This is a genomic window from Corynebacterium tuscaniense (assembly GCF_008693065.1).
Classification (GTDB): domain Bacteria; phylum Actinomycetota; class Actinomycetes; order Mycobacteriales; family Mycobacteriaceae; genus Corynebacterium; species Corynebacterium tuscaniense.
In genome coordinates this window covers 1-21453 of record NZ_VXKH01000034.1, presented here as the reverse complement: position 1 = coordinate 21453, position 21453 = coordinate 1, and the positions used below count along the sequence as shown (strand labels likewise).

The window sequence follows — 21453 nt, the reverse complement described above, 5'->3', positions numbered from 1 at the left end:
TCGTTTTCCCGTAGTAGACCGTGTGAACTTTCGCCCATTCGCGAATACGGGCAGGGCTGCAGCCGGTATCGCGGAGGACCTGGGCATCAAAGGATGCCAAGGACTCCATCGGGTTGGTTAAACCCGCGACTAGTGCTGCAAAAGGATTCATGCCGGCAACGCTAACCAGAAACGCGACAACGCGCAGCTAGGGGCCGGAAAACCTGTGGATAACCCGAAAACTATCCACAGGCCCCGCGCTCCAGAACTTGCCACGTAGCCAGATAACGTGCACAAACAGCCCGGTTCCCTACAAAACTAAAAAAGTTCCAAACACTTGGCACGGAAGCAAAACCGACCACCGGACACGCAAAGTGCCGTGTATCTTATCATTCCTGTGCATGAAAAACGGGCCCCATAGGGGCCCGAGTTTTCTAACTGAGGGAATGTTTAGAGCTTCGCTTCAGAGGCTTCAGAGCCTTCAGCGCTTTCAGTGCCTTCGCTGCTTGCACTGTCTGCACTTTCGATTGGACGGTGCGTACCAATCTCCAGTGGCGGGACAGGGCGGATCACGTCAATGAGTGCACCGATGATGAAGGCAACACCGGTGGGAAGCAGCCAGCCAAGGCCTTCTGCCTCCATCGGGGACCAGTTCACCAGCGGCCTCAGGGCGTCTGCGCCCCAGTCCAGGGAGATGAAGGTGCCGATTGCGGACCAGACGACAGCAACCCAGATAGGCAGGAAGAAGCCATAGCGCATGCGGGTGCGGCTACGGAAGGCTGGCTCGATGATGGTCACGAAGATCAGCGCGATAGCAGGTGGGTACAGGAAGCCGATGACCGGAGCTGCGATGGACATAACGAAGGAAAGGCCTTGCGTTGCGATGATCGCGGAAGTGACAGCGAAGATCACTGCCCAGGTGCGGTAGGAACCAGCGAACTGCTCAGAGAAGTACTCCGCGGTGGAGGTGATCAGGCCAATCGCGGTGGTCAGGCAGGCAAGGAGGACGATCAGGGCGAAGATGATCTGGCCTGGCTTGCCCATCATGCTCAGGGCGGCGTCGGCAAGCAGCGGTGCACCGGACTCGTATTGGTCTGCGCCGGGCATGGAGCGACCGATGAGGCCCAGGCCAACGTAGATGACGGCAAGCATGATGCCTGCGCCGAGGCCGGCGAAGATGGTGGCGCGAACTAGTGGTTTGCCCTCGCCAACACCCTTGTAGCGCAGGGAGGAAATGATCACGATGGAGAACGCCAGAGCGGCGATGGAGTCCATGGTGAGGTAGCCCTCAAGGACACCGGAGGAGTATGCGTTGGTCGCGTAGGTTTCCGTCGGGGTGAAGTTCTGGTTAGTCAGCGTGAAGACGGCCAGGGTGATCATGATGACCAGCAGCAGGACGAGTGCTGGGGTGAGGAAGCGCCCCAGGGTGTCGGTGATGGTGGTCGGGTTCCAGGACAGCGCCAGGGCGATGCCGAAGAAGACGATGTTGAAGATTACCGCAGGGACGATGCCTTCCCAGCCGAAGACCGGGGTCATGGCAACTTCAAAGGACACTGCTCCGGTACGTGGCAGAGCGTAGAAGGCGCCGATGGACAGGTAGGCCAAGATCGGGAAGATCACGCCGAAGATGGTGCCTGCACGCTGTGCAAGGTCGCGCACGTTAGAGCCGGACAAGGCAATAGCGATCACGGCCAGGACGGGCAGTAGGGCACCGGTGGTGAGGAAGCCAAGGATGGCGGGCCAGAAGTTATCGCCGGCTTGAACAGCCAACATCGGCGGGAAGATCAGGTTGCCGGCACCGAAGAACATCGAGAACAGTGCAAGACCTGTGAACAGGATTGCGGTCCGCGAGCTCCCTTTGCCAGTGCCTTGAGTCACTGTAGACATCGTTCCTCCAGGAAAATGACGGGGTCGAACAATTAGTAGGTGACACCCTATCATCTCACTGCGCGAGATCAATATCCTATCGGGTGAAAACGCTGTCCCAGGTTAGTTACCCAGGTCACTCACTAGGTCCCGGAGTGCGCCCAACGGGATCTCCAGCCAATCAGGCCGATTGTTTGCTTCGTACACCACTTCATATGCGGCTTTATCAGCAATCAAGGAGTTCAGAATCGGGTTCTCCGCGACACCGTATCCCGCAAGAAGTGCGCTCACATTGGCACGGCCGCCCATTGCCTCCGCGTAGCCAAAAGATCGGACCATGCCTGCAACGTCGCGCAGTGGGTGGTCGGGTTGTCGGCGCTGCTCAAGTGGGCGTGCTGGTTCGCCTTCAAAATCAATGAGGTACCACTGCCGCGCGGTGTCAGTGAGCAAGGTTTGCCCCAAGTGCAAGTCGCCGTGGATGCGTTGGATAGCCACCGTGTCATCGGGAACACTGTCGTACAAAGCTCTCAGTGCCTTCTCGTAGTCGCGCAGGACTTCAGCGCGCTTCACCAATTCGTCGAGACGCGAGTGCAGCAGCTCACGTATGCGTGTGCCCGGGACATCTTCGTGCCCGAAGGACTCCGCCAGTGCATCGTGGACAGTGCGTATTGCAGCGCCAAGCGCAAAGCAATCATCATCAGACAGGCCCGTGTTCAGTGCGTACTGGAAGCCATCGTGTCCGCCAGCAATGAAATCCTGCAGCATGGCCAACGTGCGCCCATCACGCACCACATATCCCCGCACACCAGCGACATGCGGGCAGTCCGCGATGCCACTGAGCAATTCCACATCCGGATTAAGGCCTTCTTCCAGTTTGCGGAAAACCTTCAGAATGTACTTCTCATCCACAACCAACGAGGTATTTGACTGGTCAGCTTGCAACGGCCGCGCATTCGCCACAGGAAATACCCCATGCACATCACCAAAAGCAGCCACGTTTTCCAGGTAGGCTTGCGCGCCAGCGTCAGTGTCCAGGACATCTTCATCGAGGTGCTTATCGACGACGACTTGGTACACATCACGCACACCCCCATGCACCACATCCATCAATTGCCAGGCGTAATTACCTGCGGGCACCTCCGCGGTGACAGCGGAGGATTCAATGGGTTCAGATTTAGCGCCATAAAAGCGTGCAGAGTGCAGATCCATGGGGAAGGCTGGCCCTTTCTTGTGAGTTAATTGCCGGAAATGTCGAACCAAAAGTGGCCATGTGGTGCCAAGGTGACCAGCCATGGCAGTTCACCGATGGCGGGGAATTCCACGTTGCCTGACAGCTCACGCGGAGTTACCCCGGCCAGGTGGCTCAAGTTCATCTCCACTGGTTGGGGCAGGGAACTCATGTTGTTCACGCACAGGATGCGCTCGCCCTCAAACTCGCGGATGAACGCCAGCACCTGGGGGTTCGAGTGATCAACTTCCTGGTAGTCACCACGGCCGAAGGCCTTGTACTGCTTGCGAATGTGCACGCGTTCGCGCACCCAGTGCAGCAGAGAGTTTTCGCGTTCCATCTGCGATTCCACATTCACTGCCTGATAGCCGTATGTGTCATTGCGGATTGCGGGCAGGTAAAGCTGCTCCGGTTGCGCGCGGGAGAAACCACCATTGCGGTCCGCACTCCATTGCATGGGCGTGCGCACACCATCACGGTCAGGCAACCAGATGTTGTCACCCATGCCAATCTCATCGCCGTAGTACAGAAACGGTGAACCAGGCAGGGAAAGCAACAAAGCGTGTGCCAACTCAAGGCGGTCACGGTGCCCACCCAGAAGCGGTGCCAAGCGGCGACGGATACCCACATTTGCTCGCATCCGTGGTTCCGAGGCATAGGTGGCGTACATGAAATCACGCTCTTCCTCAGACACCATTTCCAGAGTCAACTCATCATGGTTACGCAGGAAGATGCCCCACTGGGCGGTGTCTGGAATAGCTGGGGTTTCCCGCAGGATATCGATGATGGGCTGTGCCTTCTCCTGGCTAATACCCATGAAAATCCGTGGCATGACGGGGAAGTGGAACGCCATTTGGCATTCATCCCCCGAGCCATCCTCACCGAAACCGAAGTACTGCACCACTTCATCCGGCATCTGGTTGGCTTCGGCGAGGAGGAAGCGGCCGGGATATTCTTCGTCGAAAAGCGTGCGCACGCGTTTGATGAACTGGTGGGTTTCCGGCAGGTTCTCACAATTTGTGCCTTCGCGCTCGAAGAGGTACGGGATCGCGTCAAGGCGGATGCCATCCATGCCTAGGTCAAGCCAGAAACGAATGACATCAATGATGGCGTCTTGCACCGCCGGATTGTCATAATTCAGATCCGGCTGGTGGGAGAAGAATCGGTGCCAAAAGTACTGTTTGCGCACCGAATCATACGTCCAGTTGGACTCCTCCGTATCAATGAAGATGATGCGCGCTTCGCTGTACTCCGACGGATCATCTGTCCACACATAAAAGTCCCCATACGGGCCCTCTGGATCACGGCGTGATTCCTGGAACCACGGGTGAGCATCCGAGGTGTGGTTGATGGGAAAGTCCGTGATGATGCGGATGCCGCGCTTGTGTGCTGCATCCACCAGCGAAATGAAATCCTCTACCGTGCCAAATTCGGGCAGGACCTTCCGAAAATCACGGATATCGTAGCCACCATCCCGCAGTGGTGAATCATAAAAAGGTGGCAGCCAGAGGCAATCAACGCCGAGCCACTGTAGATAATCAAGCTTCTCCTCAACACCCTTCAGCGTGCCGGAACCCGTATCGTCCGGATCGTAAAAGGCACGCACGAGCACCTCGTAGAAAACAGCATCCTTGTACCACTGCGGGTCCGGGCGCTGCCAAGGCTCGTTGCCGGGAGCAGGGGCCGGGGTTGCATACTCGCTGGCATCAGCCTCGATGATCAATCCTTGCGGGTCAGTGTGCTCTTTCATGCACACCGAGGTTACCCAGCTGTGCGAATAGCTGCAGAGATCCGTTCCACTGCCTCGGCCAAGATCTCCGGACTTGTGGCAAAGTTCAAGCGCACATGGTGTTCACCACCGGCGCCAAAAGTTGCTCCCTCATTGAGAGCGACCTTGGCATTGCGGCGCAGCCACTGTGCCGGCAACGGATCATTGCCAATCGCCGTGTCCTGGAAGTTCAAGAACATCAGGTAGGTGGCATCCGGTCGGGTGAACTCAACCCCAGGGATAGCCTCCGGCAGGCTATCCGCGAGCCAGTCGCGGTTCTTCTGCAACGCCACCAGCTGGTCTTCCAGTGCTTCAGTGCCGTATCGGTAACAGGCCTCCGCTCCCACAATGCCCAGGGTGCCTGTTCCGTCCTTGGCCACACCGGTCAGCCCACCCCAGACCTTCGCATCCTCTGCGTTGGAAAAGACCATTTGGGCACACTTCAAACCAGCGATGTTCCATGCCTTGGACGTTGCTGTCACCGTGATGCACACGTTGGCGGATACGTCATTGACACTCGCCGCGCAGATGTGACGGTTCCCGCCGGTGGGGTAGACGATAGGCGCGTGGATTTCATCCACGAGCACACGCGCACCGTACTTATCGGCGATGGCGCACAGTTGTGCAAGTTCTTCCGCACCGAAGAGGTAACCCCACGGGTTATTCGGTGCGGCCAACAGAATGGAACCAGCACCATTCTTGAATGCAGCCTCTACCTCCATGAGATCAAGCCCGTTCTTCGCACCAACTTCCACCATTTCGCGGCCAGCGGTTGCCGGGATTTCCAGGAACGGTGGGTAGGACGGCACCGGGACAATGACGGCAGAGTCCGGTTTAGTGAAGTATTCGACGCCCAACAGCATTCCGCGCACCACGTCCGCAACCGGAAAGACCCACTCTGGGTTCGGGCGCCAGCCGTAGCGCTCCGCGTAGAAATCGGAGAGAGCATCGCCGAGCTTATGGTGTGTCGGGGTGTACCCAAACATCTCTCGGTCCACCGCATCCTGGATCGCGCGTTTCACTGGCTCAGCGGTAGGAAAATCGCTTTCAGCAACCCACAACGGCAGCACATCGTCGCTGTACTGGGTCCACTTGCGGGTGCCACGGGCACGGAGGGTTTCGAGACTAGGGAACTGCATGGGGGCCACTGTACAACTCAGCTTGGGATGGACTCCCGAATACAATTCAGGCTCTTCTTCTGATTCCTCGTCCTCCAAGGCACCATCTCGCAGGCCGAAAGCCTTGAGTCGCTTGCGGTCAGCGGCGGATGTGGATGCAGTGAGCGCCAGCAGTTCTGAGTAGATACCACCGGAAACAGCAAGCTCCGCGGGAGAGCCAATCTCATCGATGTGGCCGTCTTTGAGGGTGATGATGGTGTCGGCATCCGCAATCGTCGATAAGCGATGGGCGATCATGATGGTGGTGCGATCCTTCATCAACTCCTCCAGGCCAGCCTGGACGGCGCGCTCTGACTTCGTGTCCAGTGCTGAGGTTGCCTCATCGAGCACCAGAATGGGCGCGTTTTTGAGCATTGCGCGCGCCACTGCTACTCGCTGCTTCTGTCCACCGGACAAGCGCAGGCCACGCTCACCAATGACCGTGTCATAGCCGTCCGCGAAGCTGGTGATGAAGCCGTGCGCGTTCGCGCGCTTGGCCACAGCGATGACCTCCTCATCCGTGGCATCCGGCTTGCCGTAAGCGATGTTTTCTCGGATCGTGCCGGAAAACAACGCTGGCTCCTGAAAGACAACCCCCACGGAGGCTCGCACCTGCTCAATATCCGCTGCATCAATATCCGTGCCACAGACCGTGAGCGTGCCCGCATTGATGGGGTACAGGCCCATGAGCAGATTGACCAGAGTGGACTTCCCGCCGCCAGACTCACCCACGAGTGCGATCTTCTCCCCATGCCGCGCGGTGAAACTGATGCCATCCAACACCGGCTCACCAGCGTTGTAAGCAAAGGACACCTGATCAAAGCGCACCATCGGCTCCTGCTCAGGCAAGGCAGGCACCGCCGTTGTATCCAGCACCGGCACATCCGATGCCGCCGTCGCGGCAACAACCTGGGTGTTGGCGGATTCCTCCACCTCTTCATCCATCACCTTGAAATAATCACGCGAACCGGCAATGGCGCGCTGGGCAGAATCCACCAGCCAACTCATCATCTGTACCGGGTGCTGCGCCATGGCAACCAACTGGACCAACATCACCATGTCACCGATGGTGAAGCGACCATTCAGGGTTTCTTTGAACAGAACCAGATAAATGCCAAAGAAGATCACGTTCATGGCCATGCCACGGGCCACATCCATGGAGTGCCACCAGCGTGATTGCGGTTTAGTCAGCTCAATGGTCTGACCGTAGTGTCCACCAAACTTATCCAATTCACGCGACTCCGCCACGAAGGACTTAGTCACCTTCACCTGACCAACGACCTCAGCGAAACGGCCATTAGCAAGGTCGATCTGCTCATTCTTGCCCTGCTCAAACTTCTGCCACTTCTTCGAGGTCAGCGCTGTGAGCCCGAGATAAATAGGGAAGAGTAGCAAAAGCAGGATGGTCAGTGGCCAGTAGAAATAGGCCGTGATTCCCAGCACCGCAATCACCTGCAGCAGCATAGGCAGCAGCGTGTTGGAAAAGCTCTGCACCGTCTGCGTGATGTTCATGATGGAACGGTCCAGCCGGGCAATGATCGTGCCGGTAACCTGGCCATCGAAATACCGTTGAGGCAGCGACAATAACTTGGCAAAGTACCGAGTGGACAACACCTGGCGGATACGGGCCGCCACCACATCACCCAAATAGCCACCCACGTTGCGCATGAGAGTGTCCACAGACTGCGCCGCAAACAACGCGATGGCCAACCACAAGATCGTGGTTATCGCCGCACCGGCTGCATCCGGGCCCTCCTGGATGGCACCAACAATCGTGTTTGTTGCCTCACGCAGAATAAACGGTGAGACCAAAGCCAAACCGGCAGTCACCGAGGAGATGAGAACAATGCCCAGGTAGTAGGGCCACAGGGCGGAAGCGCTACGAAGAACACGAAATAAAGGTTGCACGGACATCAACCTACACGGGTGCAACAGCGGTGCTGTTGGGCTGTAGAGTAATGGCCATGTCTGCTCACACACTTCGGGTCGCTGCCGTTGGTGCCGTGGCCTGCTTGGCTTTCACACTGTCCGGCTGCGTTAGTAATGATGGTGTGGAAGGCCAGGACGGCACAATCACACCAACGACGGGCGTGGCCACAGAAACGGAAGGCCCCGAGCCTTTTGCCGTTGAGAAGGTCAGCCCGAAAGAAACCACTGAGATTTCAGGTGAGTCCGTGGAGGACCCGGCCATGCCGGTGTCCTACAAGTGGCAGGGCAGCCGCTCAGCTTCGGGTGGCACGGTTGTTACCGTCGCGGTGCACAATACCTCTGATTCGCCGATGCCGGTGGACGCTCTCGGCTCTCCAACGTTGACATACAACGGCAGCCAGTCCGCACGCAGCATAAGCGCTGAGTCCGCGGGGCTTGAGTTTGAAGGATTGGACCTGCCGTTGGGAGCCGGTGCCACGATGAATGTGCAGTACGCCTTTGACGTGAGTCCGGGGAGCCTGTCGCAGGCGAAGTTCCACATCGGCAATATTGTCTTCACGGGTAACCTCAACAACTAATCAACAGCGAGGAGGAAGCGACGATGACAGTGTCTTCCGAGCTTATGGAGCAGGTTGTTCTACTGGATGAGGCCGGCCAGCCGATCGGCACCGAAGCGAAAACGGTTGTGCACACGGATGCAACGCCACTGCACCTTGCGTTTTCGGCATGGCTCTTTGATGACTCGGGGCAGCTCCTTCTCACTCGTCGTGCCGTGAGCAAGAAAACCTGGCCGGGTGTGTGGACCAACAGTTTTTGTGGCCATCCCGGCCCAGGTGAATCCGTTGAGGACGCCATTGTTCGCCGCTCCATCGAGGAGCTGGGGCTGAAGTCTGGCGATATTGCGGATCTGCGCCCAGTTCTGCCGGACTTCCGCTACCACGCCGTGGACGCATCAGGTGTGGTGGAAAACGAAATCTGCCCGGTGTACGCCGCACGCTTGATTGCCGGCGCAAGACTACACCCAAGCAGGGATGAAGTTGAAGAGTTCACGTGGGTAGACCCGACGGACCTTGTTGCTGCGGTTGAACTCACACCATTCGTGTTCTCCCCATGGCTCGTTGAGGAACTTGCGGACGTGCGCCTGCGCTCTGTTTGGTGCTAACCGCCCGGGCTTCGTCGGGCTGCTAGTACTTTCGTGAAAACACTCCGCGGAGATACCCCAATGGATCGGTGACCAGCGTTGGATGTTCGCCGGAGAGGTTCACGCGCAGAACATTCTTCTCGGCGCCATAGGGTGCCCAGCCTGGTTCGCCGGTGGTGACGTAGCGGATAAGACAGGCGTTCAGGCCAGTACCGGTCTCGTAAGGGGCGGCACCGAAAATGGGGGCGAGTTCGGCACAGTGGCGTGCACGCGTGGTGGCGTCGGAGACAAGTTCAGCCTGCCAGACGGTGCCGGGCGCGCGTTGGGCAACGTCATCGACCCAGCGACGGATGAGGTTGGCGGAGAAGAACTCACCGGCAATGTGCTTGGGGTTGCGTGCTTTCAGGCGTTTCAAAAACGGCCGGTACATGCCTGGTTTTAGCCCAATGAGGAAGCCGGGTAGTGCCATCATGAGCCACCCAAGCCTGAGCTTGTCATGTTTGACGGTGCTGTCAAACATTTCCTCCTCCACGGTGGTGATCACCAGATCCACCTCAGCCATTTCCTCCGGTTCAAGCGGACCTGGGCCCAGCGCCATGTCCGTAAAGTAGCGTGTCCGCACCGTACGGTAGGCGCGTTCCAAAACCTTCGGCTTAGCGCGGTTCAGTGCATCACGGGTCAGCGGGATACCGGCACCAGCCCGAATGACGGATTTGCGTTGCGCATAGCTCATTCGGGGGAACCCTGGGGAAAGTGCCAGAGCACGCCGAAAAGCGCCACGGTAGTGGTCGTTGCGCATGAGCCACAGCACGATCGCCGCGCCAGCTGAATGGCCTGACAACGTTACGTTCGTGGGATCTCCACCGAAGGCCTCAATATTCTTCTGCACCCACTCCAACCCCAGTGCCACATCATCCACAGCGCGGAAATGATGCGGCTGATCATCATGAAAGCGAGCCAGGCCAGGAAGTTTCATCCGGTAACCAATGCGCACCAAGATCACGCCGTTCGCGGCTAGTGCCTCGCCAGGTGAGGCCGGGTTGGTATGGTCCCCCGTTTCAAAACGTCCACCGTGAATGTGTACCAGCACCGGCAAATCATCCGCATCAGTGGCGCCAGCTGGGGTGACGATGGACAGGGCGACGGCGTCCGGGCGCTCCCGTGTCGCGTCAATAAGCAAGCCCTTTTCGGCCGGAACCGCATCGTCAAAAGGTGCCGGAATCTGCGAGTACTCAATGGAATGGAAATAGGCAGTGGCGCCGTGCGCCACCCCCACCACCGTCCCAGCCGGACACGTCACTTCAACGGGGGAGTTCATGGCACCACAGTCTAACCCGGTAGTTTGGTGTGCGTGATCGATATTGGATTCAGCCTGACCCAGACGACTCCCTGGGTGCAGTTGCCTCTCGTGCTCATCTTTGCACTGCCTGCTGCCGGCGTCGCTGCCGTTGGGTTGGTACGCGGAGTGGACTGGCTCGCTGCAGTTTTGGGGGATTCAACGCAAGGCGACGTAGAGTAGGTTTCCATGGCTAACCCCGAAGACCTGCGCAGGGAGGATCAGAAGCTCCCCAAGGCGCGCAGGAAGTACCCGCGTTCGCGTGTCACCCAAGCTCTCTGGGTGCTTATTGCGCTCGTGCTCATCGCGGGCATCTTAAGCATGATCTAGATCATGCTTAAGAATCTGGATCATGCTCAAGAGCTAGTGGCGTGACGGACGCGCGGAAGCCTCTGCCATTCTGCGGAAGAGCTCCATGTTTTCCAGATCCTCAATGAGCACGGCCTTGCCGTCCTTGTCGCACAAGGGTACGCACCAGTTCTGATATTGCTCTGAGTTGGTGCCAGGCAGGTTTTGTACCCGTTTGTCACCCACCATGTCCACCAAATTTGTGCAGGTGAGTGCGGAATTAGTGCCAGCGATGAAGCGCGTTAGGCCCAGGACGAGTTCGTCCACATCGCCACGTTCATCACGGCCCAGTCCGGCGAACTGCTTATCCGCCAGGTCCGTTCCGGCGAAAGCCCCGGACTCGCGCACCGTGTCCAGGACGTCGCGCTGCCAGGCGACATCGGTGGCGTCGATGTCCTCCAACGCGTCGCTCATAAGCCCCAGCTCATTGCGCAACGCATTGTGTGCGCCGGATAGGTACCCGGCAGTCGGTGGCAGATCGTGCGTGCCAATGGAGGACAGCGCCAGGTGGCGGTACTCCTGCTGGCCCAACGGGCGGCCATCAGTGGGGGAGTGCTCAAACCAGATGACAGATGTGCCCAGCACGCCGCGATCCCGCAAAACGTCCTGCACCCATGGCTCGAACGTGCCCAGATCCTCACCGACAACGACGGCACCGGCGCGCTGCGCCTCCAACGCGAGAATGCCCAGCATTGCCTCATGGTCGTAATTCATGTACGCGCCGTGAGAAGGCGTTGACATGCGGGGAATCCAGAACAGGCGGAACAAACCCAAGATGTGGTCCACGCGGATGCCACCGGAATGGGAGAGCACGGTGCGCAGAAGATCACGCCATGGCTTGTAGCCAGCCTCCGCCAACTTATACGGGTTCCACGGTGGTTGGGACCAGTCCTGGCCTTGCTGGGAGTAGCCATCCGGCGGGGCGCCTACTGAAGCATCCGGAACCAAAACCTTGCGTAGCGTCGTCGCATCGGCTCCGTCTGGGTGAACACCCACTGCCAGGTCCGTCATGATGCCAATGCGCATGCCTGCCTGCACAGCTTTGGCCTGCGCAGCGGCGCGTTGCCGGTCCGCGACAAACTGCAGCCACATGTAGAACCGGGCGAGTTCCTCCTGCTGCTCAACTGGTACAACGATGCGGTGCTTATCGTCGGCGGCGAGAGTATCCCGGTCAATCTCCGCTTGGGCGCACCACTGGGCAAAGGCCACCAGCCCTTCGCCCTGATCCGCAATAAATGCATCAAAAGCCTCGTGGTCGCCGGATTCCTCGAAGAGGAAGTACAGCTCCTGCAGGACAGCCAGCTTGGTGTCAAAGATCGTGTTGCGTTCAATGAAGTCCGCTGAGCGGTTGCGCGCTTTCAGGTCGGCGGACAGTTCGTCGATTTCGCTACGTGTTTCCGCGTCCAAAAGCTCAAACTCTGGCACATCTTCCACCGCAATATAAATGGGATTGACAAACCTGCGTGATGTGGGCAGGTAGGGCGAATCCTCCACGGGTGGGAAAGGCTGTGCTGCATGAACCGGATTGATCAGCAGGTAATCCGCGCCGTGACGCGCAGCCACCGCCGCGAGTTCGCCCAAATCGTGGAAATCACCAATACCCCAGGACTGCTCTGAACGCACCGAATACAGCTGCGCCATCATGCCCCATGCGGGATTTTGCACGAGCTCAAGATTTGTGGTCAGCAGCCGCGGCGTCACCACAAGAGTGCATTCTTGTGCAATTTCAGCCTGTTCGCTTGTCGACGCTAGGTGGATCCGATGCCACCCCACCGGCAGATCTCCGCGGGTGTGGAAGGATGCCTCACCCCACTCGATGCCATCACGCCATGTGGGCGGATTCCAGTTCTCATCCTGGTAGACGGGTGAAGTGGAACCATCCTCGAGCGTGACCCACACATCGGCAGGGGCACCCTCCGGGACATGTACGGTGAAGGATTTTTCTTCCCCCTCCTTTGCCACCAGAACTGGCGGCAGGGGGCGGGTTGCCCAGTGGCGCCGCCACGTATCGAGCGCCTCCGAAAGTTCCTCATCTGAAGGGTCATCCGACAAAGGGACGTCGAGAGCCTGAAGCAGCGTGACCAGGGATTCACGCGGGGACGCTACAGTCTCATTGGTCAGCCCACGGTAGGTGAGGGAGAAGCCGTAGGCGGTTGCAAGATTCTCGAGGAGGTCGGTGTCAGCCACACTATTGCATTCTGCCAAAGAACAGTGGCGCTCGCTTCATCCTGCCGTATCCCGGCCTAATTTCTCCTACGAAAGTGGCTAACTAAGTGTGCGTTACCCGCCCCACACAGGGTACGGTTTTGTATTGTTCGACACACCGCGAAGGTCGTGAAAAGTAGCGAAAGGTAGGTCCGTGACTACTCCCAGCAAGACGTATTCCACCCCAGCAGGCTTTACGCTCGCGCCCGACGAGAACTGCCTGACACTCGTGATCAAGCAGTGCACGGAGAACCCCGACAAGGTGATGTTCTCCCGTCCGGAGGGCCATGACTGGGTAGAAGTGACCGGCCGCGAGTTCATGGAGCAGTTCCGTGCTGTTGCCAAAGGCCTAGTTGCTAATGGCATTGAGTTCGGTGATCGCGTGGGGCTGATGGCTGATTCCAGTTACAGCTGGGCGGTCATGGACTTTGCTATCTGGGCTGCTGGTGCATCGAGTGTGCCTGTGTACCCGTCCTCCTCGGAGCACCAGGTGCAGTGGATCGTGGAGGATTCCGGTGCGCGCGTGGTGGTCACGGACACGGAAGCAAACCGCCACCTCTACGACAACCTGGTGTTGGGTGAGGATGGCACGCCACGGCTGAAAGATTCCCCATCCCAGCTGCTGCGCACACTTTCCTTCGCAGGGGATGCGCTCGAGATTCTCGCTGAGGATGGCAAAGATGTCGAAGATGCTGTTATCGACGATCGCATTGCCCGCATCCAGCACGACGACTTGGCCTCACTCGTCTACACCTCCGGCACCACCGGCCGCCCCAAGGGCTGCATCCTCACCCACCTGGTGTGGGCGCATGAGGCAGTGGCGCTTTTGACCCACCCGATTGGCCACACCATTGCTACCCGCCCCGATGCCCGCTACGTCACCATTCTTCCACTGGCGCACGTTCTTGCCCGCGCTGTCGCGCTGGCCTCCACCATTGCTGGTGCCCACCAGATCCACTGGTCTGATACCCGCACCATCGTTATGGGGCTTCAGCGTTTCCAACCTCACATGCTGCTGGGCGTGCCACGCATCTTTGAAAAGGTGCGCGACGGCGCCTACAACAAGGCCGCCGATAGTTCCAGCTTTGCGGCACGTACCTTCCTCGAGGCGGAGAAGGCCGCAGTGGCGTACTCCAAGGCGTTGGATACTCCGGAGGGGCCGTCGCTACGTCTGAAGGTGAAACGCTCGATTTTTGACCGACTGGTGTACAAGAAACTGCGCGACGCTGTCGGTGGTCAGGCCGAATTTGCTATCTCTGGTGGCTCCGCACTGTCCAAGCACCTCAACCATTTCTTCCGCGGTGCGCGACTGCCGATTTGTGAGGGCTACGGGCTTACCGAAACAGCCGCTGCCGCAGCCGTGAACTTTGGTGAGGAGACCAAGATCGGCACCGTCGGCAAGCCTCTCAACGGCTACTCCGCAATGATCAATGAAGACGGCGAGATTTGCTTCAAAGGCGACGGCGTATTCAAGGGTTACTGGAACAACCCGGAAGCCACCGCTGAGGCAATCAAGGACGGCTGGTTCTGCACCGGTGACTTGGGTGAGATTGATGAGGATGGCTACATCACCATCACCGGCCGCAAGAAAGACCTCATTGTCACCGCTGGCGGTAAGAACGTGTCGCCTGGCCCGATGGAGGATATTCTGCGCGGTGACCCGCTCATCTCTCAAGCCCTCATCGTGGGCGACGGCAAACCCTACGTGGGTGTGTTGGTCACCCTCGATGAAGACGAGCTGCGCCGCTGGAAGGCCACCAATAACGTTCCAGAGTCCACCCACCTGCGTCAGTTGGTGAAGACCCCTGAGTTGCGCGCCTACGTCCAGGACGCTGTCAATGAAGTGAACCGCACCGTCAGCCACGCGGAGCAGATTAAGAAGTTTCGCATTTTGACCAGAGATCTAACCGAGGATTCCGGGGAGATGACCCCGACGATGAAGATCAAGCGCAACGTGGTCTTCGAGCGTTACAAGAAGGACATTGACCGCTTGTACCGTTAAATGTGGCGTAGTTAACAAAAACTTTCTGAATCTGCCACGAGCACACTCCCTTCCCGGTATTTTCTTTAGAAAAAGTACCTCGAAGGGAGTTTTATCGTTATGGCCTTGTCCACCTACACCACCCCGGCACCGTTTACCGTCGCACCAGATGAGAACTGCTACTCGGCTCTTGTGGCCAACGCAGAAGCCCGCCCGGACACTGTGTTGTTCACTAAACCTGAAGCTCATGAGTGGCGGGATGTCACCGCGACGGAATTTGTTGCCGAGGTGCGCGAAGTGGCTAAGGGGCTCATCGCTTTGGGGGCGCAGAAGGGGGACCGCGTCGCCCTGCTGTCCGGTGCGCGCTACGAGTGGGCATTGGTGGACTTTGCCATCATGGCCGCCGGCCTGACCACCGCCACGATCTACCCCACGAGCTCCCTGGACCAGGTGCAGTGGATCGTCGAAGATTCCGGTGCCGTCATCGCCATCGGTGAGCGCCCAGAGCATGGCAGCATGTTCTCCGCGGTCATCGATTCGGATCTCCGCGAGATCATGCTTTTCGACGATGAACCCGGCGCCATCGCCACCCTCAAGGAAGCCGGGCAGTCCGTCACTGACGCTGAGCTGGATGAGCGCATAGCCGGAATCCACCACGATGACATTGCCTCCTTGGTGTACACCTCCGGCACCACCGGCCGTGCCAAGGGCTGCATGATCACCCACCTGAACTGGATCTTCCAGATTCGTGGTCTTTTGGCTCACCCGGCTGGCCAGGTGGCTCACCGCGGCAACAAGGTGGTCACCTACCTGCCCCTGGCTCACGTCATGGCGCGCTCCGTGCACCTGGCTGCCACGATCGGCGAAACCACCCAAACCCACTGGCAGGACGTGTCCACCATTGCTGCTGAGTTCCAGCGTGTGAAGCCGGATCTCGTGCTTGGTGTGCCACGTGTGTATGAGAAGGTGCGTGACGCGGCACGCAGAAAAGCCTCCGATGGCTCCGCAATCGGCGCAAAAATCTTCGCCGATGCGGAGAAAACCGCCATCGCCTACTCCGAGTCACTTGACCACGGCAGCCCATCGCTGCTCCTGCGGGCGAAGCGGGCTCTCTTTGACAAGCTCGTCTACTCCAAGATCCGCGAAGCGCTCGGCGGCAAAATGGCTTACGGCATATCCGGTGGTTCCGCCCTGGGCATCCCGCTCGGCCACTTTTACCGTGGCGCCGGCCTGCCGGTCTACGAAGGCTATGGGCTGACCGAAACTTCCTCCGCCGCTGCGCTCAGCTTCGGTGACGACCGCAAGATTGGCAGCGTGGGCAAACCAATGATGGGCTACACCGTGAAACTCACCGAGGAAGGCGAGATCTGCTTCTCCGGCCCCGGCGTCTTCACTGGTTACTGGCGGAACGAGGAAGCCACGAAGGAAGCGCTTATTGACGGCTTCTTCCACACAGGCGACCTCGGCCACCTCGATGATGACGGCAACATCTCCATCACCGGCCGCAAGAAGGACATCCTGGTCACCTCCGGCGGTAAGAACGTTGCTCCGCAGCCACTCGAGGAGCTGCTCCGCCAAGACCCGCTCATCTCTCAAGCAGTTGTAGTCGGTGATGGCAAGCCCTTCATCGGTGTGCTCGTCGCCTTAGACGAAGACGCATTGAACACATGGAAGGCAGAACGCGGCATCGACCCGGACACCCCCACCTACCGGCTGGCCAAGCGCAATGATCTGCGCATGGAAATCCAGGACGCCATCAACCGCACCAACCAGGCCGTGAGTAAAGCAGAAGCGATCAAGAAGTTCCGCATCCTCCCGCGCGACCTCACAGAAGCAGACGGCGAACTGACCCCGTCCCTGAAGGTGAAGCGCCCAGCGGTGCTCAAGAGCTTCGACCACCAGATGCGGAAGCTGTACCCCTAAATTTCTGGTTTGCTACCCCTGTTTCCCGCTCTCCCGGCGCGCCGTACAAGAACCTGTGAATTTCTGGCTTAATGTTGGCCACCGAACCCACCAATCCGGTCAACCCCAAGGAGGCGAGTGTGCACCGGACCGCTGCGACGCTGCGCCACCGCGAGCTGACCCAAGAGGTCTACAACATCGGCGACGAGGTTGCCGAGTACATCGAGCACATCGCCGAAGCCATCGCCGATTACGACGGTGAACTCACCGACGACTGCCTTGCCGAATTTTCTGAAATCGTCGACGATGCGCGTATTGACGCACGTCGCGTTGTCGGTGAACTGATCGGCCTCCGACAGGCGCTCGTGTCTGGTGTGCGCGCTGGGTCGATCTCCGCGGCATTGCCGGCCGAGGAACGTATCCCCGAACCTGAACGTCTCGATGCCGCTGGGCTTTTCGAACTCTTCCCGCTCCCTTCCCCCTCCCCGGTAAAGGACATGTCGGAAGCATGCGCCCAGCGCACCGACCTCATCGTCCAGCACCTCGGTGAAGTAGTGGACTTTACCCTCGAACAAACCGACATGGTGGCCCAGAACCTCGCCGCAGTGTCCCTGCCGCACCTCTACGCCCGTGTCGGTGAGCTAGTGGAATCCGCCGTCGATGGATGGCTCGACGCCGTGGCTGCTGAACATCCTGGCTTCACCCGCGCTATGCGAGGTTCCAACCCACCGAAGTTCCTTGAGGAACGCGCACGTGTGGATGCCATCGTAGCCAAGGTTGCAGCCAAGCGCTCCCGCCGCGGCGCCTAGTTCGTGGCGCAAAGTCTGCTCTAGACCCGCCTCGGTTCCAGCTGATGCCCCCCAAGCGCCTCAAATCGCAAACTGCAATAAACGTTTTCAAATAAACCAGGATGTTCCGCCAGATTTTTGCAGAAACTGATTCGCCCACCTGGTTCATTTGAAATCATTTATTGCAGTTCATTTATTGCAATTCATTCATCACGCTTTGGACGGGAACGAACCGGTGGGGGACAGCTGAAAGCATCCGCCTGTGGATAACCAAGCGAATTTCACAGGGGGAAAACGGTAAAGCTCGACAAGCGGAGCGCCATCACTGAAGCTGTGTTTATGGGGGATATGAGACGAGCCGATTTGGCAGCCATGATTATCAATTTGCGGACCGCTCCGGGGCACAGCCGCGAGGTGTTGGAGGGGATCCAGGACGGGTCAGTGACTCTGCTGAGCAGAGATAAGGCGATTCGTACCGAGAGTTACCAGGATTTGCCGGACTATGAGAAAGCGTTTCTGCGGGCGTATGCGGTGGGGTTGGGTGCTCATCGTGCGGTGTTGACGGGGTATTCGGCGGCGCGGATGCACGGAATGTGGGTGGCGGGCAGTGCTCGCGAGCCGGTTGAGTTGGCGCTGCCGGCGATTCCGCCGCGGACGCAGTGGCAGGCTGGGACTCTGTACCGCCGGTTGGCGCTGGCGGAGGAAGAAATTCTGCACGTGGGTGGGGTGCGGACGCCGAGGTTGTTTCGGGTGTTTGTGGAAATTGCTCGGCATCATGGGTTCGTCGCCGGCCTGGTGGCAGCGGATTGGTTGAGAGGGCTGGGGATGGAACTCGAAGAAATGCGCAGGCAAGTTGCGTTGCTGGGGCCGGTGCGTGGAGTGCGGAATGTGCGTGATGCGGTGGAGTTCTCCGTGGCCTGTTCGGAGTCGCCGTTCGAACCATACGCGCGGGGGCTACTCATCCGTGTCGGGTTGAATGTGCAGGCACAAGCATCGCTTTGCGGTGGCAATTACCGCGCCGACCTCCTCGTCGAAGGCTGGACAGTGGTGGAGATTGATGGGGATGTGAAGTACTCGGGAGAGTACGGGGAGGCGGGACAGGTGTTGTTAGAGGAGAAGAAGCGGGAGAACCGGATCCGGAATGAGGGGATGTCGGTGTTGAGGTACTCGCCGGCGGAGTTGTTGCGGGACCCGGGGAAGTTTGTGCGGGAAGTTCAGGCGGAGGTGGCGAGGAACCGGGCCAAGGGGGCAGTGGCGTGAGTCTGCTTAGATGGGCAGGTATGAGTCCTAAGGCTACTGACGCTTTTGGCGTGTACGTGCACGTCCCGTTTTGTTCAACACGGTGTGGGTATTGCGATTTCAATACGTATACCCCGTCGGAGACGGAGACGAGCTATGCGGCGTACTTGGATGCGTTGGAGCAGGAGCTGGAGCTGGCGGTTGAACGAGCCGGACAAAGGGGGCGGCCAGCGGACACGGTGTTCATCGGCGGGGGAACACCGTCGCTGCTCGGGGCAGATGGTTTGGGCAGGATCCTGGAACGGATCCGGAACACGTTCAGCCTGGCTGAGGGGGCGGAGGTGACTACGGAATCGAACCCGGAGTCAACGAGTCCGGAGTATTTCGAGGGGCTCAAGGCGCATGGGTTCACGCGGGTGTCGTTGGGTATGCAGTCCGCGTCCACGCCGATTCTGAAGGTGTTGGACCGGCAGCACACGCCGGGCCGGGCGGTGGCAGCGGCGAAGGAGGCGCAGGCGGCCGGGTTTGAGCACGTGAACTTGGACCTCATCTACGGCACACCAACGGAGACGGAAGATGATGTGAAGCGCAGCCTCGAAGCAGTGTTGGAGGCGGGGGTGGATCATGTGTCGGCGTATTCACTGATTGTGGAGGACGGCACGGCGATGTCCCGGAAGATCCGGAAAGGCGAGCTGCCAGCCCCGCAGGAGGATACGTATGCGGACCGGTATGAGCTCATCGCGGACACATTCGAACAGGCCGGCTACGGCTGGTACGAGGTGTCTAATTGGGCGAAGGACGGCGGTAAGTGCCGCCACAACCTCATCTACTGGCGTGGCGGGCACTGGTGGGGCGCAGGGCCGGGGGCGCATGGGTACGTGGGCCGGACGCGGTACATGAACGTGAAGCGCCCGGAGCGCTACAACCAGATGCTCGCGGGCCACGAGCTACCCATCCACAGCATGGAGACCATCACCGATGATGAGCACCACTTTGAGCAGATCATGTTGGGCCTGCGGCTCAAAGAAGGCATTCCGGTGGGGTGGGTCGGGGAAGGGGCGCGGGGGGTCGTCGATAAGCATGTGCGTGCTGGGCTGCTGGAGGTAGATGAGCGGATTCGGGTGACGGATGCTGGCCGGCTTTTGGCCGACGGGATCATCACGGATATCTTGGCGGCGGAGTGATCCGACGCTACACTGACTTAGCAGTCAACGCTCTAGAGTGCTAAGGAGGAAGCGAAAATGGCTAGTCCCGCACGCGAACGTAGGCAGGCAGTCCTGCGGGCGATCGTGGCGGACTACATTGCGATGCAGGAGCCGGTCGGGTCTAAAACCCTGGTGGAGAAGCATAAGCTCCAGGTCAGCTCCGCAACAATCCGCAACGACATGGCGGTGCTTGAGACGGAGGGCTACATCGCACAGCCGCATGCGAGCTCGGGGCGTGTGCCCACGGAGAAGGGGTATCGCGCGTTCGTGGATGCGATCAATGAGGTCAAGCCGCTTTCGTTGCCGGAGCGTCGGGCGATTTCGGATTTCTTGGAGTCCGGCGTGGACTTGGAAGACGTGATGCGGCGCTCGGCACACCTGTTGGCGCAGCTCACGCGCCAGGCAGCGGTGGTGCAGTTGCCCACGCTGTCGGTCTCGCGCATCAAGCATTGTGAGGTTGTGGCGTTAACGCCGCGTCGCCTGTTGATCGTGGTCATAACGGATAACGGGCGCGTGGATCAGCGCAACGTTGAGCTCAGTTCGCTTATCGACGAATCTGGGGTCACCTACCTCCGCGACCTCCTCAACGGAGCCCTGGCTGGCAAGACGATGTCGGACGCATCAAGCTCCCTGGCACTCCTCGCTGCCGATCCGCCGCCAGCGGTGGCAGACCACGTCACGCGGGTGATCGCGGTGATCATGGACACCCTGGTGGACACACCGTCGGACCGTGTGTTGATTGCGGGGGCGGCGAACCTGGTGCCGAAGACGACGGATTTGCTCAGTGTCGTGGAAGCACTGGAGGAGCAGATGGTGGTGCTCAAGCTGTTGGCTAATTTGCCGGAGCTGGGTAACGTCTCCGTGGTTATTGGCAAGGAGAATGAGGACGAGGATCTGGCGAAGGCCAGTATCGTGACCACCAGTTATGGCACTGCGGGGGAGACGTTTGGTGGTTTGGGTGTCCTCGGCCCAACGTACATGGACTACCCCGGTACGATTCAAAAGGTTGCGGCGGTGGCAAACTACATCAGCCTGATTCTCGCCGGCGAAGAAAGGACTTAACTCAACTGTGGCACGCGATTACTACGGCATCCTGGGTGTGGATAAGAACGCCACGGATTCGGAGATTAAGAAGGCGTACCGGCGTTTGGCGCGCAAGTATCACCCGGATGTGAATGACACGGATGAGGCGGCGGAGAAGTTCCGCGAAATTTCCCTGGCGCAAGAAGTGCTGTTGGATCCGGATAAGCGGCACATTGTGGACCGCGGAGGCGACCCGATGGAGCAGGCCGCCGGTGGCGCCGGCGGGGGCGGATTCGGGTTCGGCGATATCTTCGAGGCCTTCTTCGGGGACGGCACCGGCGGTGGCGGGCGTGGACCG

17 protein-coding genes and 1 pseudogene are annotated in these 21453 nt (G+C 59.2%); 11 read left to right on the top strand and 7 right to left on the bottom strand.

What is annotated here, in order from left to right:
- Nucleotides 1-429 precede the first annotated feature (429 nt).
- From brnQ to F4V54_RS07175, 5 genes and pseudogenes are all read right to left on the bottom strand, one after another.
- Nucleotides 430-1866, bottom strand: a complete 1437-nt coding sequence (brnQ, locus tag F4V54_RS07195) for a branched-chain amino acid transport system II carrier protein (RefSeq protein WP_150386708.1) — start codon at nt 1864-1866, stop codon at nt 430-432.
- A 102-nt stretch (nt 1867-1968) separates the two neighbouring features.
- On the bottom strand, nt 1969-3054 hold the full coding sequence (locus tag F4V54_RS07190; RefSeq protein WP_150386707.1) for a phosphotransferase: 1086 nt from the start codon (nt 3052-3054) through the stop codon (nt 1969-1971).
- 26 nt (nt 3055-3080) lie between these two features.
- On the bottom strand, nt 3081-4823 hold the full coding sequence (treS, locus tag F4V54_RS07185) for a maltose alpha-D-glucosyltransferase (protein ID WP_150386706.1): 1743 nt from the start codon (nt 4821-4823) through the stop codon (nt 3081-3083).
- Nucleotides 4824-4834: 11 nt separating this feature from the next.
- Complete coding sequence (locus tag F4V54_RS07180) at nt 4835-5980, bottom strand: MalY/PatB family protein (RefSeq protein WP_150386709.1); 1146 nt, start codon at nt 5978-5980, stop codon at nt 4835-4837.
- Between the two features lie 54 nt (nt 5981-6034).
- Nucleotides 6035-7906: pseudogene (locus F4V54_RS07175) on the bottom strand (ABC transporter ATP-binding protein); the annotation flags it as partial.
- 56 nt (nt 7907-7962) lie between these two features.
- On the opposite strand from F4V54_RS07175, the gene F4V54_RS07170 reads away from it, so the two are divergent.
- Together F4V54_RS07170 and idi are read left to right on the top strand one after the other, a co-directional pair.
- Nucleotides 7963-8505: a hypothetical protein gene (locus F4V54_RS07170; protein WP_052093089.1), complete on the top strand. Its 543-nt coding sequence runs from the start codon at nt 7963-7965 to the stop codon at nt 8503-8505.
- A gap of 23 nt (nt 8506-8528) precedes the next feature.
- Nucleotides 8529-9089 carry an isopentenyl-diphosphate Delta-isomerase gene (idi, locus tag F4V54_RS07165; RefSeq protein WP_170253126.1) on the top strand — a complete coding sequence of 187 codons (561 nt, stop codon included), beginning with the start codon at nt 8529-8531 and terminating at the stop codon, nt 9087-9089.
- Between the two features lie 22 nt (nt 9090-9111).
- Here the strand turns inward: idi and F4V54_RS07160 are convergent, their stop codons facing one another.
- A complete protein-coding gene (locus F4V54_RS07160) occupies nt 9112-10386 on the bottom strand; it encodes a carboxylesterase family protein (protein ID WP_034665631.1) in 1275 nt (424 codons plus the stop codon).
- 33 nt (nt 10387-10419) lie between these two features.
- Here F4V54_RS07160 and F4V54_RS11475 point away from each other — a divergent pair, with 33 nt between their 5' ends.
- Both F4V54_RS11475 and F4V54_RS11470 read left to right on the top strand, forming a co-directional pair.
- Complete coding sequence (locus F4V54_RS11475; RefSeq protein WP_156959273.1) at nt 10420-10587, top strand: hypothetical protein; 168 nt, start codon at nt 10420-10422, stop codon at nt 10585-10587.
- Nucleotides 10588-10593: 6 nt separating this feature from the next.
- Nucleotides 10594-10734, top strand: coding sequence for a hypothetical protein (locus tag F4V54_RS11470; protein ID WP_170253125.1), 141 nt, complete (start codon nt 10594-10596; stop codon nt 10732-10734).
- A gap of 33 nt (nt 10735-10767) precedes the next feature.
- On the opposite strand, the gene malQ is transcribed toward F4V54_RS11470, so the two are convergent.
- Complete coding sequence (gene malQ, locus F4V54_RS07155) at nt 10768-12939, bottom strand: 4-alpha-glucanotransferase (protein WP_150386705.1); 2172 nt, start codon at nt 12937-12939, stop codon at nt 10768-10770.
- Between the two features lie 172 nt (nt 12940-13111).
- On the opposite strand from malQ, the gene F4V54_RS07150 reads away from it, so the two are divergent.
- The 7 genes from F4V54_RS07150 to F4V54_RS07120 all read left to right on the top strand — a co-directional run.
- The gene (locus F4V54_RS07150) at nt 13112-14959 is read left to right on the top strand and encodes an AMP-dependent synthetase/ligase (protein WP_034665639.1); all 1848 of its coding nucleotides are present in this window, start codon (nt 13112-13114) and stop codon (nt 14957-14959) included.
- A gap of 99 nt (nt 14960-15058) precedes the next feature.
- Entirely contained in the window at nt 15059-16861 is a 1803-nt protein-coding gene (locus tag F4V54_RS07145; protein WP_150386704.1) for an AMP-dependent synthetase/ligase, read from the top strand.
- Nucleotides 16862-16980: 119 nt separating this feature from the next.
- The gene (locus F4V54_RS07140) at nt 16981-17649 is read left to right on the top strand and encodes a hypothetical protein (RefSeq protein WP_034665665.1); all 669 of its coding nucleotides are present in this window, start codon (nt 16981-16983) and stop codon (nt 17647-17649) included.
- Nucleotides 17650-18069: 420 nt separating this feature from the next.
- Nucleotides 18070-18888: a PDDEXK family nuclease gene (locus tag F4V54_RS07135; RefSeq protein ID WP_150386703.1), complete on the top strand. Its 819-nt coding sequence runs from the start codon at nt 18070-18072 to the stop codon at nt 18886-18888.
- 20 nt (nt 18889-18908) lie between these two features.
- Nucleotides 18909-20051 carry a radical SAM family heme chaperone HemW gene (gene hemW / locus F4V54_RS07130; protein WP_034665647.1) on the top strand — a complete coding sequence of 381 codons (1143 nt, stop codon included), beginning with the start codon at nt 18909-18911 and terminating at the stop codon, nt 20049-20051.
- A gap of 57 nt (nt 20052-20108) precedes the next feature.
- Nucleotides 20109-21134 (top strand): heat-inducible transcriptional repressor HrcA, encoded by a 1026-nt coding sequence (gene hrcA, locus F4V54_RS07125; RefSeq protein ID WP_034665650.1) that lies wholly within the window; start codon nt 20109-20111, stop codon nt 21132-21134.
- 7 nt (nt 21135-21141) lie between these two features.
- Nucleotides 21142-21453 (top strand): DnaJ domain-containing protein (locus F4V54_RS07120; RefSeq protein ID WP_150386702.1); only part of this gene is annotated, 312 nt, incomplete at its 3' end.